This is a genomic window from Salmonella sp. 32020114201800008SM (genome assembly GCF_017572025.1).
In the GTDB taxonomy this organism is placed as follows: domain Bacteria; phylum Pseudomonadota; class Gammaproteobacteria; order Enterobacterales; family Enterobacteriaceae; genus Salmonella; species Salmonella enterica.
Genome location: NZ_JAGEQM010000001.1, coordinates 347286 through 364088, shown reverse-complemented (window position 1 = coordinate 364088; position 16803 = coordinate 347286). Strand labels below are relative to the sequence as shown.

The following is a 16803-nucleotide window of genomic DNA, read 5'->3' as shown; positions in this document are numbered from 1 at the left end:
CGACAGGATAACTTCTTCTTTTGCGCCACCTCTCAATTTGCTACCCTATCCTTACGCGCACCAGGGGTATTGTGCGTGCGCAATATTAATAATAAGGAGAGAAGCAATGTCGTTCGAATTACCTGCATTACCGTATGCCAAAGATGCTCTGGCGCCGCATATTTCTGCTGAGACGCTGGAATATCACTATGGCAAACATCATCAGACTTACGTGACCAATCTTAACAATTTGATCAAAGGCACGGCGTTTGAAGGCAAATCGCTGGAAGAGATCGTGCGCACTTCCGAAGGCGGCATCTTTAATAACGCCGCTCAGGTGTGGAACCACACCTTCTACTGGAACTGCCTGGCGCCAAACGCTGGCGGCGAACCGACCGGGAAACTGGCTGATGCTATCGCGGCATCTTTTGGCAGCTTCGCGGAATTTAAAGCGCAGTTCACCGATGCCGCTATCAAAAACTTTGGTTCCGGATGGACATGGCTGGTAAAAAGCGCTGATGGCAAACTGGCTATCGTTTCTACCTCAAATGCCGGTACGCCGCTGACTACGGATGCAACGCCGTTGCTGACGGTTGATGTGTGGGAACACGCGTATTACATCGACTACCGCAACGCCCGTCCAAACTATCTGGAGCATTTCTGGGCGCTGGTTAACTGGGAATTTGTTGCGAAAAATCTCGCCGCATAAGTCTGAGTACGCAGAAGGTACGCCTTCTGCGTTTTAGAGAGGGATAGAATAGAGGAGACGCCCACCCTCAGAAGAGAGGAAATCAGTGCAGAGCGGCCGTTAATCCACCTGCGACAATCACGCCCAGAACAATCAGCGTAGTAATCAACGAAAATTTCAGGTCGGTACTCATCAAGTTTTCTCCTTTTTATTCCCACACAAAAAGTGATATAGCGCATTTTTGCACATTCCCGCACAAAAATCTCTCATGTTTTATATTGATAACTGTTTTTAACGCTTCCCCTTTTCCTCAAGATCAGACAAAATTCCAGGCTTACTGAATTAGCGTAACGGCCATTGACCCCTTCCTGACGTTCCGTGTCGTTTTTCCGGCGTGCCGCAACCCTGATGTTGCGATTAGGGTGTGTGTAGGCAAACGTTTACCTGGCGTTTCTCAGGAGCTTAGCGAGGGTCTGGAGTGAAATGTAATGGCAACAATTAAAGATGTAGCGAAACGAGCAAACGTTTCCACTACAACTGTATCACACGTAATCAACAAAACGCGTTTTGTCGCTGAAGAAACGCGTAACGCGGTCTGGGCGGCAATTAAAGAGCTGCACTACTCTCCCAGCGCCGTCGCGCGTAGCCTGAAGGTTAACCATACCAAGTCGATAGGCTTACTGGCGACCAGCAGCGAAGCGGCCTATTTTGCCGAAATTATCGAGGCGGTTGAAAAAAACTGTTTCCAGAAAGGCTATACGCTGATTTTAGGCAACGCCTGGAATAACCTGGAAAAACAGCGCGCCTACCTGTCCATGATGGCGCAAAAGCGCGTGGATGGCCTGCTGGTGATGTGTTCTGAGTATCCAGAACCTCTGCTTTCCATGCTGGAAGAGTATCGCCATATTCCGATGGTGGTGATGGACTGGGGTGAAGCGAAGGCCGATTTTACCGACACGGTGATTGATAACGCCTTTGCAGGCGGCTATATGGCGGGTCGTTATCTGGTTGAGCGCGGCCACCGGGATATCGGCGTTATTCCCGGCCCGCTGGAGCGCAACACCGGCGCGGGCCGGCTGGCAGGCTTTATGAAAGCCATGGAGGAGGCGCTGATCAACGTGCCGGACAACTGGATTGTTCAGGGCGACTTCGAGCCGGAATCCGGTTACCACGCGATGCAGCAAATTTTATCGCAGTCACATCGCCCTACCGCCGTTTTCTGCGGCGGCGATATTATGGCGATGGGCGCGCTTTGCGCGGCTGACGAAATGGGGCTTCGCGTACCGCAGGACGTTTCGGTGATCGGTTATGACAATGTGCGTAACGCCCGTTACTTTACCCCGGCGCTGACGACGATTCACCAGCCCAAAGACTCTTTAGGCGAAACCGCATTTAATATGCTATTGGATCGCATCGTCAATAAGCGCGAAGAGTCACAGTCTATTGAAGTTCATCCACGCCTGGTTGAGCGTCGCTCGGTCGCTGACGGCCCGTTCCGCGACTATCGGCGTTAATCCCCGCTGTCGGGAGCCTCTTCTGGCTCCCGCAGCCACTCCCGATTCAACGTTTCGCTATCGCCCAAATAGTCCAGCAGCCATGCCAGCGCGGGCGAGGCTTCGTTTTGCTGCCACGTCACGCAACAGGCCGCATCGGGAAACGGATTCTCTAACGTCAGCGCCACCCATTTTCCGCTGTCTATCCACTGTCGGGCAAAATGCGTCGGCACCATTCCCACGCATAGTCCTGCCGACAGGCAGGTTGCCGATGACTCCCAGTCCGGTACGACGACCCTTTTTTGGTTATCCAGCAGCCAGGTAATCCGTTTCGGTAAGGTTCGCGAAGTGTCTTCCCTGACCAGCGACGGCCAGTTGCGCAGGGTATCATCGCTTAACGGCCCAGGCATCGACGCCAGCGGGTGATCGCTTGCCACTACGCAGCTCCAGCTCAGGGTCCCCATATCCCGAAAAGCGTAACGCCCCCCTACCGGAATCGCCTGCGTCGCCCCAATCGCCAGTTCGACACGCCCGTCGGAGAGCGCGTCCCAGACGCCGTTAAACACCTCCTGAAAAACCAGCAGTTCAACATCGTCAAAATGACGATAGAAATCGACGATCATCTGCCGGGTACGTTCTGGTCTGACGATATTGTCCACCGCAATAGCTAACTGCCCACGCCAGCCATTAGCAATTTGCTGACACTGCTGGCGAGTGATCTGCATTTTTTTGATAACAGAACGCCCCTCTTTTAAAAACCAGATGCCAGCAGGCGTTAGTTCAACATCACGGTGACGTCGTACAAAAAGCGGTACGGCCAGCCACTCCTCTAACTGACGAACGGTGTAACTGACTGCTGAAGGTACACGGTGCAGTTCTTGCGCCGCCGCGCTAAAACTGCCATTGCGCGCCACAGCGTCAACCACTTCAAGCGAGTATTCCGACCACATAATTTGCCTACAAAAATTTTGAATTCACTGGACAAATATTAACGTTTCACAACCGTAATTTCACTCCCTACACTCTGCGACAATGTCTGTCTGATAAGAAAGAGAAACAAATATGCAACCTGGAAAAGGTTTTTTAGTCTGGTTAGCCGGTCTTAGCGTGCTGGGATTTCTGGCTACGGACATGTACCTGCCCGCGTTTGCCGCCATACAGGCGGATTTACAAACGCCTGCCGCCGCTGTCAGCGCCAGCCTCAGCCTGTTTTTAGCTGGCTTTGCCGTCGCGCAACTACTCTGGGGACCGCTATCGGATCGTTATGGCCGTAAACCGATTTTACTGCTGGGGTTATCTATCTTTGCGCTCGGAAGTCTGGGGATGCTGTGGGTAGAAAGCGCGGCAGCACTGCTGACGCTGCGCTTCGTGCAGGCCGTCGGCGTTTGCGCGGCAACGGTAATCTGGCAAGCGCTGGTGACCGATTATTACCCTTCGCAAAAAATTAACCGTATCTTCGCCACGATCATGCCACTGGTGGGATTATCCCCGGCGCTTGCGCCCTTACTGGGAAGCTGGATACTGACGCATTTCTCATGGCAGGCGATTTTCGCCACTCTGTTCGTGATTACGTTGTTGCTGATGTTGCCGGCGCTGCGTTTAAAACCATCGGTAAAAGCGCGTACCGAAGGACAGGATAAACTCACTTTCGCGACGTTGTTACGCTCTAAAACCTATCGCGGTAATGTGCTGATTTATGCCGCCTGTTCCGCCAGCTTTTTTGCGTGGCTAACAGGGTCCCCGTTTATTCTCAGCGCGATGGGTTACAGCCCGGCAGTGATTGGCCTGAGCTATGTTCCGCAAACCATCGCTTTTCTGATTGGCGGATATGGTTGCCGCGCGGCGCTACAAAAATGGCAGGGCTACCAATTGCTTCCGTGGCTGTTAGGGCTGTACGCGCTGAGCGTTATCGCCACCTGGGGAGCGGGCCTTCTGAATAATGCCTCACTGGTGAAGATCCTGATTCCTTTCTGCGTAATGGCGATTGCTAATGGCGCCATCTACCCTATCGTCGTCGCGCAAGCGTTACGCCCTTTCCCTCAAGCCACGGGACGCGCTGCGGCGCTACAAAATACGCTGCAACTGGGGTTATGTTTCCTGGCAAGCCTGGTGGTTTCATGGCTCATCAGCACGCCGCTGTTGACCACCACCAGCGTAATGCTCTCTACCGTTGTTCTGGCGGCGTTAGGTTACAAAATGCAGTCTCATGCAGATTGCGCTGAGGCCGAATTTCCCCATGCCAATGTCGCCCACGACAAGTCTCACTAAAGACTTGTTAACCGCTGGTAATTAGCACGCTAACAATTTTCGGTTGAATCATCAAAAATTGCGGCCTATACTGATTCCCGGTTGTTTATATTACGATAATTATTAGGCATTAACGGGAACCGGAGCGTTCCCGATTCACCATGGATGGCCTTTTCGGCAAGGGCTCCTCCCTTCCTCTGTTCTACGTCGGATAACTGGCTCACGGAATTGTCCGTGGGATTTCTCACAAAGCCAAAAAAGCGTCTACGCTGTTTTAAGGTTCTGATCACCGTCCAGTGATGGAGAAACTATGAGTTCATCGTGTATAGAAGAAGTCAGCGTACCGGATGATAACTGGTACCGAATCGCCAACGAATTGTTAAGTCGCGCGGATATTACAATTAATGGTTCCGCCCCGTCTGACATTCGTGTTAAGAATCCCGATTTTTTTAAACGCGTCCTTCAGGAAGGATCGTTGGGGTTAGGTGAGAGTTACATGGATGGCTGGTGGGAATGCGAGCGTCTGGATATTTTCTTCAGCAAAGTCTTACGTGCCGGTCTTGAAAATCAACTCCCCCACCATGTTAAAGATACGCTCCGTATCCTCGGCGCGCGTCTGATTAATCTACAAAGTAAAAAACGCGCCTGGATTGTCGGCAAGGAACATTACGATCTTGGTAATGACCTTTTTTCCCGTATGCTCGATCCCTATATGCAATATTCTTGCGCCTACTGGAAAGATGCCGATACGCTGGAAGCGGCACAGCAAGCCAAGCTGAAATTAATTTGCGAAAAGCTACAGCTACAACCGGGGATGCGTGTGCTGGATATCGGCTGCGGCTGGGGCGGCCTGTCGCAATATATGGCGACCCATTATGGCGTTAGCGTGGTGGGCGTAACGATCTCCGCTGAACAACAAAAAATGGCGCAGACGCGTTGCGAAGGTCTGGATGTCTCCATTCTCCTGGAAGATTATCGCGACCTTAACGATCAGTTTGACCGAATCGTCTCTGTCGGCATGTTCGAACATGTCGGGCCAAAAAACTACAACACCTATTTTGACGTTGTTGACAGGAATTTAAAACCGGATGGTCTTTTCCTGCTCCATACTATTGGTTCTAAAAAAACCGATCATAATGTCGATCCGTGGATCAATAAGTATATTTTCCCCAACGGTTGCTTGCCGTCTGTTCGTCAAATCGCCGAGGCCAGCGAATCACACTTTGTAATGGAAGACTGGCATAACTTTGGCGCCGACTATGACACGACTCTGATGGCGTGGCACGAGCGCTTTATCAATGCCTGGCCAGAGATTGCGGGCAATTATAACGAGCGCTTTAAACGTATGTTCAGCTATTATCTCAACGCCTGCGCGGGTGCGTTTCGCGCGCGTGATATTCAGCTTTGGCAGGTGGTATTTACGCGCGGCGTTGAAAACGGTCTGCGCGTTCCTCGCTAATCATCTCCCCCGCATTTCATGCGGGGGAATCTTATTTTCCGTTAGCCAATGTCGGCCTGATTTCTGACCGCATTTTCTCGCGCAGCCAGTACGCGTTCTACGGTATCGACAACCGCCTGCGTTTGCGGATCGATCTCGATATTCACACGCTCACCCAGTTTTTTTCTGCCAAGCGTAGTACGTTCCAGCGTTTCCGGAATGAGATGCACGCAGAAGCGCGTTGGCGTTACCTCGCCGACGGTCAAACTGATACCGTCAACGCCGATAAAGCCTTTGTACAGGATATACTTCATCAGGGACGCATCCTGCACTTTAAACCACACCTGATGGTTATTTTCGGAGGTCAGGATTTTCGCGATCTCCGCCGTCGTAATAATATGCCCCGACATCAGATGACCACCGATTTCATCGCTGAATTTGGCGGCGCGCTCTACGTTGACCTCATCACCTACCCTCAACGCGCCCAGATTGGTGATGCGCAACGTTTCTTTCATCAGATCAAAGCTTATCTGGTTACCGTTTATTTCAGTCACCGTCAAACAGCATCCGTTATGCGCTACCGACGCCCCCGTCTCCAGCCCCTCCAGCATGTAGTCCGGTAACGTCACCACATGGGTGCGAAAGTTGGGTTTTTCATCAATCGATACCAGTTTCGCGGTACCCTGTACGATCCCCGTAAACATATCTTCAACTCCTGAAATAAATAAAAGCAGAACTGTTCAGCACAATAGCAGGTGGAAAAACAGCTTGCCAGCAATGCGCCGTTAACAACTGTTTTTTCACTGGAGAAATAGTAATACCCCGCTACAATAGACTGAAATTTCCCCTGCTATTTCTTTTGGCTGCCACTACGGCGGCTTTTTAGTCTTTCATATAACAACAAAATAAAAGGTGAATACGTGCAGAAGTATACCAGTGAAGCGCGTCAGTTATTAGCGTTAGCGATACCGGTGATCCTTGCGCAAGTGGCACAGACCGCAATGGGATTCGTCGATACCGTCATGGCGGGAGGCTATAGCGCTACGGACATGGCTGCCGTCGCTATCGGCACCTCTATCTGGCTTCCCGCCATTTTGTTTGGTCACGGCTTACTGCTGGCCTTGACGCCTGTGATTGCGCAACTCAATGGCTCCGGCCGTCGTGAGCGTATCGCGCATCAGGTTCGACAAGGGTTCTGGCTGGCGGGCTTTGTCTCCGTGCTGGTGATGATCGTCCTGTGGAATGCCGGATACATTATCCGCTCTATGCATAATATTGATCCGGCGCTGGCCGATAAAGCCGTGGGTTATCTTCGCGCGCTGCTGTGGGGCGCGCCAGGATACCTTTTCTTTCAGGTAGCGCGAAACCAGTGCGAAGGTCTGGCCAAAACCAAACCGGGTATGGTGATGGGATTTTTGGGCCTGCTGGTGAATATTCCGGTGAACTATATTTTTATCTATGGCCATTTTGGTATGCCGGAACTCGGCGGTATCGGCTGCGGCGTTGCGACTGCGGCGGTCTATTGGGTGATGTTTATCGCCATGCTTTCTTACATTAAACACGCGCGTTCAATGCGTGATATTCGTAATGAAAAAGGCTTTGGCAAACCTGATAGCGTCGTCATGAAGCGCCTGATTCAACTGGGGTTGCCGATTGCGCTGGCGCTGTTCTTTGAAGTGACGTTATTTGCGGTCGTTGCGCTGCTGGTTTCGCCATTAGGTATTGTGGATGTCGCCGGTCATCAGATTGCGCTTAACTTTAGCTCGCTGATGTTCGTACTGCCGATGTCGCTGGCTGCGGCGGTAACGATTCGAGTGGGTTATCGTCTGGGCCAGGGCTCAACGCTGGATGCGCAAACCGCAGCGCGTACCGGTTTAGGCGTCGGCATTTGTATGGCTGTGGTTACCGCTATTTTTACCGTTACTCTGCGTAAGCATATTGCTTTGCTCTACAATGACAACCCTGAGGTCGTGGCGCTTGCCGCGCAATTAATGCTGCTCGCTGCGGTTTACCAGATTTCCGACTCTATACAGGTTATCGGCAGCGGTATTCTGCGCGGTTATAAAGATACGCGTTCCATCTTTTTTATCACCTTTACCGCCTACTGGGTGTTAGGTTTACCCAGCGGTTATATCCTGGCGTTAACGGATTTGGTGGTGGATCGTATGGGACCGGCAGGCTTCTGGATGGGGTTCATCATCGGCCTGACCTCGGCGGCGGTGTTAATGATGCTACGGATGCGCTATCTACAACGTCAGCCGTCCGCCATCATTTTGCAGCGCGCTGCGCGATAATACGACGATAGCCGTCGCATGGCGGCTATTTTCTCGACATGTTGCATATTTCCACCGCAATCAGGTGATTTCAGGAAGAAAATTGCGATTTCCCTCTTGCCTCATTGCGGTTGTGACGCTAATATTCGTCCCCGTTGTCACCTACAACGTTGCGTTCATAGCTCAGTTGGTTAGAGCACCACCTTGACATGGTGGGGGTCGTTGGTTCGAGTCCAATTGAACGCACCATCATTTTAATGCGTCTGTAGCTCAGTTGGTTAGAGCACCACCTTGACATGGTGGGGGTCGATGGTTCGAGTCCATTCAGACGCACCAATCCATTATCTTGTTTAATTTTATAATACGCTATCTGGTGCTTGTGCCAGGCTAAAAGCGATTATTTTCAGTCTCTCACCTTTATCGTCAAGCACTGCTCTATACGCTATTACCCTCTTAACCTTCGCAGTGGCCTGAAGAAGCATACCAAAAGCATTTATGGTGTTTCGGTAGAATGCGCATAATCTATCTTCATCACCATACGTAACAAGGCTGCAACGGGTTCAAATAACGTTTCAGGAATTTTATCTCCGCGTTCCACTTCAAAAAATAATGAGCGGGCCAGCTCAACATTTTCAACAACGGGGATGCAGTTGCGTTCAGCGATGTTAACAATATAGTTAGCTTGAGCATCACTGCCTTTTTCCAGGACACGTGGTATTGGCATATCGGTGGGATGATAGCCAAGACAAACCGCAATATGCGTTGGATTACGCACTACCGCAACAGATTGTTTAACAGATTGAGCTAAACTCCCACTTTGTATTTCACTCTGCATTTCCCGACGCCGTGTCTTCATTTGAGGGTCGCCCTCCAGATCTTTATGCTCTTGTTTTACGTCATCTTTACTCATTTTTAGATCTTTTCTAATCTTATAATATTGAAAAGAATAGTCCAGTATGCCAACGACGATATAAAAAGCCATCACCCCTACCCATAACCATTTTATTAAAGAAGAAACCACAAGCACGCCACAGGCTAACCCACAGTACGGTAGCGCCCGAAAAGTACTGGCATAATAATAAAAGAAAAAGGCAAAGATAAGAGATAACATGATAACTTTTAGGCTGGATTTACATAATTCTACTACGCTATGTAAAGAGAATATCTGCTTAAAATTACTTACCGGATTTATATGCTCGCTTTTAAAACCAATGGCCTTGCTGGCAATAACCACCCCCACCTGAAGAAACACGCTACCCACAGTAGCAACTATTACCCCAGCGCCCAGAAACAGCAGTACAGAAGCCAATGACTCTATTAAAACATGACTCAATTGCGTTAATGCATAAGAAAATGGTTTATTTACTAATTGTAATGTGAAAGTTATTGACTCAATCAGTATCAAAATCATCTTTTCAGTAAAGAAATGAAAATACAAATAAAGCGCAATCAGCTGAAATAATGATGTTATTTCAATACTTTTGACAACCTGCCCTTCCTTACGGCCATCACGTAATTTCTTTTCTGTAGGCTGTTCTGTTTTCTCGCTCATACAGATGGGAACCAGTCTTTCAGATAAATATAAAACTTATCACTTTCAACCAAATAGTGATGAAGAGCATAAGGGAATGAGATCAGGAGCGTCAGTAGAACCAATATACTTTTGAGCGGCATTGAGAAGAAAAACACATTCAATTGTTGTGCCGACCGATTTAAAAGACCTAAAGCCAGATCGGCTAATACCATACATATTATGGCAGGAAGAGAGAAGCTGATGCATAATTGATAAAGCGTTCTCCACTCTGCCTGGATATATTTTAAAAATTGCTGGTCAAATAATAAAGTACGCCCTGGTGGTAAATATTGATATGACTCATACAGAATGTTTAATATAAACTCCATGCCGCCGCTTATAAAGAAAATAACACACAAGAACTGGCTGAAAAGCAAGCCAAAAAGTGAGGTTTCAGCTTCTATTGTAGAATTGAATATCGTACCCATTGTCGCGCCACGTAAAGTATCAAGCAGAAACCCCGCCATATCAACGGCCCAAAAGGGAACCGCCGCACAAAACCCAATTAAAAAACCAATAATCACCTCTCCGGTGACTAACCCTAACCAGCTGTAATCTTTACCAATATGCATCATAATCTTCTGCTGGTAAATGATTGGTAATATGGGAAAGGTAAGTGACATAAGCACGCCATTACGTAAAATCGCGGACCCTAAACTGCCACTTTTTAATAGGGGAAGTAATAAAGAGAGGCTCAATGGTCGAATAAAAGCCACAGCCAATGCAATAAGCCACTCATTTACCTGTTGTGCCATTCAACCATGCTCTCCAATTCGTAACATTATCTGCCGGGTATAATTCAACAGGATACCGCTAAGCCATGGGTAGCTGACCATTAAGGTTATTGCAATTGCCAATAATTTAATCATGAACTGTAGCGTTTGGTCCTGTATTTGAGTCAAGGCCTGAACAAGGCTTACGATGACCCCAACTACCGATGCCACCAACACCACCGGCATAGACGTAAAAAGGACGATCCATAAAAGTTGCGTTACAAATTGCGTCAATTCAGAATCATTCATGAAAAGCTCTGTACCAATTGCGCCAGTGTCAGATCCCAACCGCCTGCCAGTAAAAATATTAGCAGCTTAAACGGTAATGAAATGGTCATCGGCGATACCATCATCATCCCCATAGCCAGCAGTATATTTGAAATAAGCAGGTCAATAGCCAGAAAGGGAAGATAAATAAGTAATCCAATCCGAAATGCCTGCGTCAACTGACTCACCGTAAATGCCGGAATTAATATGAGCAAAGAATCAGGTTTTATCTTTCTTTTTATGTCTTCAGGCCAGGTTCGTTTTATCAAATTCCGAAAATAATTGGCTTCCTTCTCTTCAGAGTTTTTTTGCAAAAACTGTCGATAAGGCGCTAATGCTTTACTGTCCCACTCAGACGTCCAGAAAGGAGCGCCAGCGACCTGAACCGGATGCCAGCGCTCTTTTACAGCTAATAGCGTCGGCCCCATAATAAATAAGGAAAGTACAAGCGCGAGACCATACAGTGCGATATTTGGGGGAACTTGTTGAATACCCAGAGCATTTCGTAAAATCGAAAATACCACCGCCAGTTTAAGGAAAGAGGTTCCCATGACGATAATGAGAGGCAGTATTGAAAGCAGAAACAATATACCAATCAGTTGCAAAGGCGAATCGGGTAAAGACATACTGTATCTCTCATGACACGACCTGGAACGCTATTATATTGTTCGCATATTATTTTTCTTATCAGGTTTACGCTGTATTTTTGCAAAGATACCAACGTGTAATACGCACCATAAATTCATTGCCACAGGCAATCAACTCACCTTGCCCAATAATACGGTCATTTACTCTTATCGTCACCTCTGGCGCAAAACATCCACCTACAGGCAAAACGTCCCCCGTTTTAAGCTGTCGTAATTGTCCAATTTCCAGACTCGCACGTCCGATCTCAAAGAGCACCTGTTGTGGTATCTGCTCAAGTTCTACTGAAGATGTTCCGTCACTCTTTGACATTGGACTCCCTGACGCAAGTAGCGTTTCGATATCCTGGACTAATTCATCAAATTTCATCGTGTTATCCTCTGTCAGCAACACCCTCGCGTAGATCCCCCCAGGTAGTTGAATAGCAAAAAAACCGAGTCTGATGTCGCCAAAGCAATGAATCCGAACGCCCATGCCGATTTCGATAGACTCAAGTTCAATTAACGTAAGCTGGCACCAGCCTAAATATACAGGGACTACTACAGGAGGGGCAGGATAAATCTGTTGTCGCTCAGCAGAAAGCTCTCCGACTATATTGCGCAAAAAACCCGTTGGCCATGTAAAAATAATGCTATGGAACTCATGTTCTTCAACTGTCCATTTAATATGCAACGCTAGCTGATGTGGTAGATTACTGCAGGATGTTGGCGGTTCGTTCTGACAGAGGGTTGCATCACTGGCTTGCAATAACGGCGCCAGCCCCCATTCAGCTATTCCATATAGCAATTCAGGATCGATAGCCGATCGATTAGCGGTGCCAATTAGCCCTTCACACCAGCGCTGCCAGCATTGTTCTGCAATCCACACCCTACCCAGCTCATTATGATAATTTATGGTAAATAATGTCCCTTGCTGTACTGGATATTGTTGCATACTCAATGTCAGCTCACCAATGGTAGCGCCTTGCGTTGGAAGTATCTCCACCCACGGACGCTCTTCATTCGCTATTCTTAACATAGAATATCTCCAGGGAAATTATATACCCCATATGCAGCAACTGAGACTCCAGCCACTGCTTTAGCGCTTTCATCGAACGGTAAATTTCATGATGAGGGACATTGATTCTTAACTGGATTAGCCCCCCTGATTCACAGACTTCACACTCTACACCGTCAAGATAACCGCCACTAACACGATAACGTTGCGTGAAAACCACGTTCTTATTCAATGCTGCAGGAGGATTATTCTCACCAATGGGTAATGCCTGATGCATGAGTTGTTCAAAGTCCATACGTTCCGCCTCCGCCTCGTTATCATCCTGATAAGACTGGCATGGCAACCCAAGACTTCCCTCAACTTTGGTAATACGCATCGCTTAATACCATAGTAATTTTTTCTTTCTTTTTCATAAGCGCATTAAAATTCTTCTGTAATTCGCTTCGCCGGGAGACAAGCTGCTGATACTGATTCTCTAACTGCTGCCGTTGCGTCAAAAAGCTCTGCGCCTGAGTGAATAACCCGGCCATTTGTTGTTTCTTATCCAACAATAAATGACAAGATAACGTACCTTGCCAGCCCATTAATTCTTTCAGTCTGGTAGACACTGCTAAAGCGCGCGTCTGGCAAATCTGCTGTTCCGTAATAATCGCCTGTTGCTGCTGATCAAGTACGGTAAGTTTGCCGCGTAATTGCTTTTCACGCCGCGCGATTATCTCCAGCAAAGTTTCCATGATCACTCGGTGAGTATTTGGTGTAATTTTTCTATGAGTAGCTCGGGTCCGCATACTTCATCCTTACTTTGTCGCAAAAATGTGCAAATATCCGGATAGGTATCAATGGTTTTGTCAGTATCTGTATCAACTCCTCGCTGGTATTCCCCAATGCGTATTAATAGTTCAACCTCCTGGTAAAGCGCCAGGCACCGTCGCAATATCGCCGCCAGTTGACGATGCTCATGGCTGGTAACGACTGGAAAAACGCGGCTGAGCGTTGCCAACACGTCAATGGCAGGATAATGCCCCCTCTCTGCAAGCCGTCGGGATAGCACAATATGTCCGTCAAGCAGTGAACGGACTTCATCCGCCAACGGCTCATTCATATCATCGCCTTCCACCAGTACCGTATAAAATGCGGTAATACTGCCTTTTTCCCCCATTCCTGTACGTTCTAAAAGTCGTGGCAATGCACTAAATACGCCTGGCGGATATTCTCCAGAAACCGCGGTCTCTCCGGCGGCCAGAGCGATTTCCCGTGCGGCCCTGGCATAACGCGTCAGTGAGTCGGCAAGCAAGACGACTCGCTTTCCATTATCGCGAAAAAATTCTGCTATCGTGGTGGCCACAAACAGCGCCCTCACGCGCTCTAAGGCGGGTCTGTCAGAGGTTGCGACAACAATGACACAACGTTTTCGGGTCTCTTCAGACAGTGTAAAATCGATGAACTCGCGGACTTCTCGTCCACGTTCACCAATTAACACCAGAACATTGCAGTCTGCGTCTGGAGCATTACACAGCATCGCCAGAAGCGTGCTTTTCCCCACGCCAGGAGCAGAAAAAATACCCACTCGTTGCCCTTCGCCACAGGTCGCAACGCTATCAATAGCGCGAATCCCCGTCATTAATGGTTGAGTGATAGGCTGTCGAACCATTGCGGGAGGAGGCATTGCATCATAGTCTTTCCAGCAGACTTCTGGCAGTTCGCGGCCATCAAGGGGACGACCAAAACCATCAATGACTCGCCCTAATAACGCTTCGCCCACGGGAACCTGATGGCGTCGCCTTAAGGCCATCACTTGCTGCCCGCAGTGAAGTCCGATTGTACTCGTAAAAGGAGATAGCAAAGCTTTGCTGCCATTAATCCCCACGACTTCAGCAAGTTCTTCTCCAGGCTTTATACAGCACAACTCACCCATAAATACCCCAGGCAACCACGCATTTAACAACGTTGCGCTGACATCCTGAATTCGGCCCCATCGACAATAACCATCGGGGGGCGGATATTTCAGCCTCAGACGTTGCATCAATTCATTCTTCATTGTCCGCCAACTCCTCTTCGCTAAGGTCAATACTTTCTACCACTTGTATAAGGCTCTCCTCTCCTAATTCCTGCCATGACAAAATCGGTACGTCGAACAAGGTGGCTTCTGTAATTTTTCGCAAGAAACGTCGGGTGTCGACAGAAGTGACAATGAATAATTTGGCTGACTGCTTCAGCGCCTGCTCGATAAGTTGCAGGATCTGCGTCTTATGACGAGACGACAGCGCAGTATAGGTCCCCATTGCCGTCTGGCGAATGGATTCACGCACGAGGTTTTCAATACCTTCGCCGATCCGCAAAATCGGCAGCGGTTTTCCTTCCGGATTAAGACGACGCAGAATATGACGACGAAGCGCGATACGGACATATTCTGTCAACATCAGGACATCTTTTTCACGTGGCGCCCAGTCAATTAAGGTGCCGAAAATAAGACGTAAATCTCTAATAGAAACCCGCTCTGATACAAGCCGTTGCAAAGTTTCAGCGATTTTATTAATGGGTAACTGGCGCTGAAGCTCTTTCACCAGCTCAGAGTAGTTTTTTTCCATCGCATTCATTAGATAACGCGTTTCCTGAACACCAATAAACTCTCCCATATGCCGAAGCAGGACACATTTTAATAAGGCAGAGATACGTTGGCTGCCCGCGAAAACGTCCAGTCCAAAACCTTGCGCCTTATGGGCCATGTCTTTTGTAAGCCAACAGATCTGCCCCATCCCGTTCGGTAACGTCTGGCTGTCACCCACCACACTAGCGTCCGCGCCTATCAATAAATAATCCGCCTGAGCGGGAATAGATAAACTAAATACGGGTTCCTGATATAGCAGTACCGTCAATTTTTCGGTGGGTTCAGGCAAAACCTCAATATTCACCTCAGGGAGAGGGACGCCGGTATCCTCAAATAAAAACCATCTCATGGCGTCAATATCACGAATCAGGTCGGCAGAATGTAACGTCGGGCTAAGACGTAAGATTAGAGGACATGCGCCGGGAACCATACTATCTTTTTCCGGTGCTTCGACGCCATTTGCGGAAACCACAGACTTTTTGCGGCGAATGAGGATAATTGGCAATGCTAACAACGCTGAAAAGAAAGCGAGAGTGATAAAAGGAAAGCCAGGAATTAAAGCGAGGAGCATTAAAACCACAGCGGTTAATATGAGCGACTGAGGTTGTCTGGCAATTTGAGAACTCAACTCTGTCGCCAGGTTCTGGCGTTTCTCACCCGGGACACGGGTGACAATAATTCCCGCGCTAAGGGAAATCAGCAGCGATGGAATTTGCCCACATAAACCATCTCCGATTGACAGTACGCTATAAGTGTGAACAGCCTCACTCATCGACATATCATATTGTACGATAGCGATAATGATACCGCCGATAATGTTCACCAGAACAACAATAATACCGGCAATCGTATCGCCTTTAACAAATTTCATCGCACCGTCCATCGCACCGAGAAAGCGGCTTTCCTGCTGGACATGCTGTCTTAATGTACGGGCATGGTCTGCATCGATAACTCCGGCACGCAAATCGCCATCGATACTCATTTGTTTGCCTGGCATCCCATCAAGCGAGAAACGTGCGCTAACTTCCGCCACCCTCTCGATACCTTTTGTAATGACAATAAATTGCACGATAGTAATGATGGTAAATACGACCAACCCAACGGTGAGATTTCCTCCTACGACAAACTTACCGAAAGCATCCACAATATTACCGGCATTATGTTGTAACAGTACCAGCCGTGATGTGCTGATTGTGAGTGACAAACGATATAATGTAGTAATAAGTAATAAAGACGGAAATACCGATAAATCGAGAGGGTCACTAAGATAAATAGCAATTAAGAGCAGGATCACTGAAAACATAAGGTTGATAGTAATCAGGATATCAACCATCCAGGTCGGCAAAGGTAACAGCATCATCACAATAGCGATTAATAACACCGTCGCCAGAACCATATCCTGCCGACCCGCGCATACACTGAGCCACTGTTGCGCCCTGACTCCCTCACCTAACCATGAACGCATTGCGACTCCAGAAATTTTATTTGTCGATGATGTAATCGTAACCAGAGCTCGGCGGAGCTGGAAAGAGGTGGAGAACAACTCATTGCAAGCCCATCGCGCAACAAAAATAATCGTTGAGGAATACCCTGGAACGCTGCGGGTTTCCAGTTAGCCAACGCTTTAAAAAGCAGTTCTTCGTCTAAGAAGGTTTGCTTGAGTATCTGACATAAGTGAATACGACCGTTATGATAGTTTAGATAGGTTTCATATTGTCCTTGCCGCCAGAACATATTGGTTGCTAAAGGCCGTTCAGCTAATCCTGCTAATTGAATAAAAAGCTGAATATTACGTTCAGTAATGAGATCCCAATCCATCCTGA

The 16803-nt window shown here is 48.2% G+C and carries 18 protein-coding genes and 2 tRNA genes; 7 read left to right on the top strand and 13 right to left on the bottom strand.

What is annotated here, in order from left to right:
- Window positions 1-106 precede the first annotated feature (106 nt).
- On the top strand, window positions 107-688 hold the full coding sequence (sodB, locus tag J4613_RS01880) for a superoxide dismutase [Fe] (protein WP_000007299.1): 582 nt from the start codon (window positions 107-109) through the stop codon (window positions 686-688).
- Between the two features lie 82 nt (window positions 689-770).
- On the opposite strand, the gene J4613_RS01875 is transcribed toward sodB, so the two are convergent.
- On the bottom strand, window positions 771-860 hold the full coding sequence (locus J4613_RS01875) for a YnhF family membrane protein (protein WP_000102277.1): 90 nt from the start codon (window positions 858-860) through the stop codon (window positions 771-773).
- Window positions 861-1155: 295 nt separating this feature from the next.
- Between J4613_RS01875 and purR the strand changes: the two genes are divergently transcribed.
- Window positions 1156-2181, top strand: a complete 1026-nt coding sequence (gene purR / locus J4613_RS01870) for an HTH-type transcriptional repressor PurR (protein ID WP_000190993.1) — start codon at window positions 1156-1158, stop codon at window positions 2179-2181.
- Here purR and punR read toward each other — a convergent pair.
- Window positions 2178-3110 carry a DNA-binding transcriptional activator PunR gene (gene punR, locus J4613_RS01865; protein WP_000269513.1) on the bottom strand — a complete coding sequence of 311 codons (933 nt, stop codon included), beginning with the start codon at window positions 3108-3110 and terminating at the stop codon, window positions 2178-2180. The genes purR and punR overlap by 4 nt on opposite strands.
- Window positions 3111-3222: 112 nt before the next feature.
- Here punR and punC point away from each other — a divergent pair, with 112 nt between their 5' ends.
- Window positions 3223-4428 (top strand): purine nucleoside transporter PunC, encoded by a 1206-nt coding sequence (gene punC, locus J4613_RS01860; RefSeq protein WP_111742370.1) that lies wholly within the window; start codon window positions 3223-3225, stop codon window positions 4426-4428.
- Window positions 4429-4717: 289 nt separating this feature from the next.
- The gene (gene cfa / locus J4613_RS01855) at window positions 4718-5866 is read left to right on the top strand and encodes a cyclopropane fatty acyl phospholipid synthase (RefSeq protein WP_000098878.1); all 1149 of its coding nucleotides are present in this window, start codon (window positions 4718-4720) and stop codon (window positions 5864-5866) included.
- A gap of 41 nt (window positions 5867-5907) precedes the next feature.
- Here the strand turns inward: cfa and J4613_RS01850 are convergent, their stop codons facing one another.
- Window positions 5908-6549 (bottom strand): riboflavin synthase, encoded by a 642-nt coding sequence (locus J4613_RS01850; RefSeq protein ID WP_000493971.1) that lies wholly within the window; start codon window positions 6547-6549, stop codon window positions 5908-5910.
- A gap of 216 nt (window positions 6550-6765) precedes the next feature.
- Here J4613_RS01850 and mdtK point away from each other — a divergent pair, with 216 nt between their 5' ends.
- The 3 genes from mdtK to J4613_RS01835 all read left to right on the top strand — a co-directional run bounded on the left by mdtK (window position 6766) and on the right by J4613_RS01835 (window position 8454).
- Window positions 6766-8139, top strand: a complete 1374-nt coding sequence (gene mdtK / locus J4613_RS01845; protein ID WP_001175077.1) for a multidrug efflux MATE transporter MdtK — start codon at window positions 6766-6768, stop codon at window positions 8137-8139.
- Window positions 8140-8290: 151 nt separating this feature from the next.
- Window positions 8291-8367, top strand: a tRNA-Val gene (locus J4613_RS01840).
- Between the two features lie 10 nt (window positions 8368-8377).
- Window positions 8378-8454: transfer RNA gene (locus J4613_RS01835), tRNA-Val, on the top strand.
- A gap of 157 nt (window positions 8455-8611) precedes the next feature.
- Here J4613_RS01835 and ssaU read toward each other — a convergent pair.
- The 10 genes from ssaU to ssaM form a co-directional block, all read right to left on the bottom strand.
- Entirely contained in the window at window positions 8612-9670 is a 1059-nt protein-coding gene (gene ssaU / locus J4613_RS01830) for an SPI-2 type III secretion system apparatus protein SsaU (RefSeq protein ID WP_001291721.1), read from the bottom strand.
- Window positions 9667-10446: an SPI-2 type III secretion system apparatus protein SsaT gene (ssaT, locus tag J4613_RS01825; protein WP_000068766.1), complete on the bottom strand. Its 780-nt coding sequence runs from the start codon at window positions 10444-10446 to the stop codon at window positions 9667-9669. Before ssaT ends, ssaU begins: the two co-directional genes overlap by 4 nt.
- On the bottom strand, window positions 10447-10713 hold the full coding sequence (gene ssas / locus J4613_RS01820; RefSeq protein ID WP_000999982.1) for an SPI-2 type III secretion system apparatus protein SsaS: 267 nt from the start codon (window positions 10711-10713) through the stop codon (window positions 10447-10449).
- The gene (ssaR, locus tag J4613_RS01815) at window positions 10710-11357 is read right to left on the bottom strand and encodes an SPI-2 type III secretion system export apparatus protein SsaR (protein WP_000056367.1); all 648 of its coding nucleotides are present in this window, start codon (window positions 11355-11357) and stop codon (window positions 10710-10712) included. Before ssaR ends, ssas begins: the two co-directional genes overlap by 4 nt.
- Window positions 11358-11424: 67 nt before the next feature.
- Window positions 11425-12393: an SPI-2 type III secretion system cytoplasmic ring protein SsaQ gene (gene ssaQ, locus J4613_RS01810; protein ID WP_000944190.1), complete on the bottom strand. Its 969-nt coding sequence runs from the start codon at window positions 12391-12393 to the stop codon at window positions 11425-11427.
- A complete protein-coding gene (gene ssaP / locus J4613_RS01805) occupies window positions 12374-12748 on the bottom strand; it encodes an SPI-2 type III secretion system apparatus protein SsaP (protein ID WP_001223304.1) in 375 nt (124 codons plus the stop codon). The genes ssaQ and ssaP overlap by 20 nt, the downstream gene beginning before the upstream one ends.
- Window positions 12729-13106, bottom strand: a complete 378-nt coding sequence (gene ssaO, locus J4613_RS01800; RefSeq protein ID WP_000449089.1) for an SPI-2 type III secretion system apparatus protein SsaO — start codon at window positions 13104-13106, stop codon at window positions 12729-12731. The genes ssaP and ssaO overlap by 20 nt, the downstream gene beginning before the upstream one ends.
- 2 nt (window positions 13107-13108) lie before the next feature.
- Window positions 13109-14410, bottom strand: a complete 1302-nt coding sequence (gene ssaN / locus J4613_RS01795) for a SctN family type III secretion system ATPase SsaN (protein ID WP_111742371.1) — start codon at window positions 14408-14410, stop codon at window positions 13109-13111.
- Window positions 14400-16445, bottom strand: coding sequence for an SPI-2 type III secretion system apparatus protein SsaV (ssaV, locus tag J4613_RS01790; protein WP_001258231.1), 2046 nt, complete (start codon window positions 16443-16445; stop codon window positions 14400-14402). Before ssaV ends, ssaN begins: the two co-directional genes overlap by 11 nt.
- Complete coding sequence (gene ssaM / locus J4613_RS01785; protein WP_000383702.1) at window positions 16430-16798, bottom strand: SPI-2 type III secretion system apparatus protein SsaM; 369 nt, start codon at window positions 16796-16798, stop codon at window positions 16430-16432. Before ssaM ends, ssaV begins: the two co-directional genes overlap by 16 nt.
- Window positions 16799-16803 lie beyond the last annotated feature (5 nt).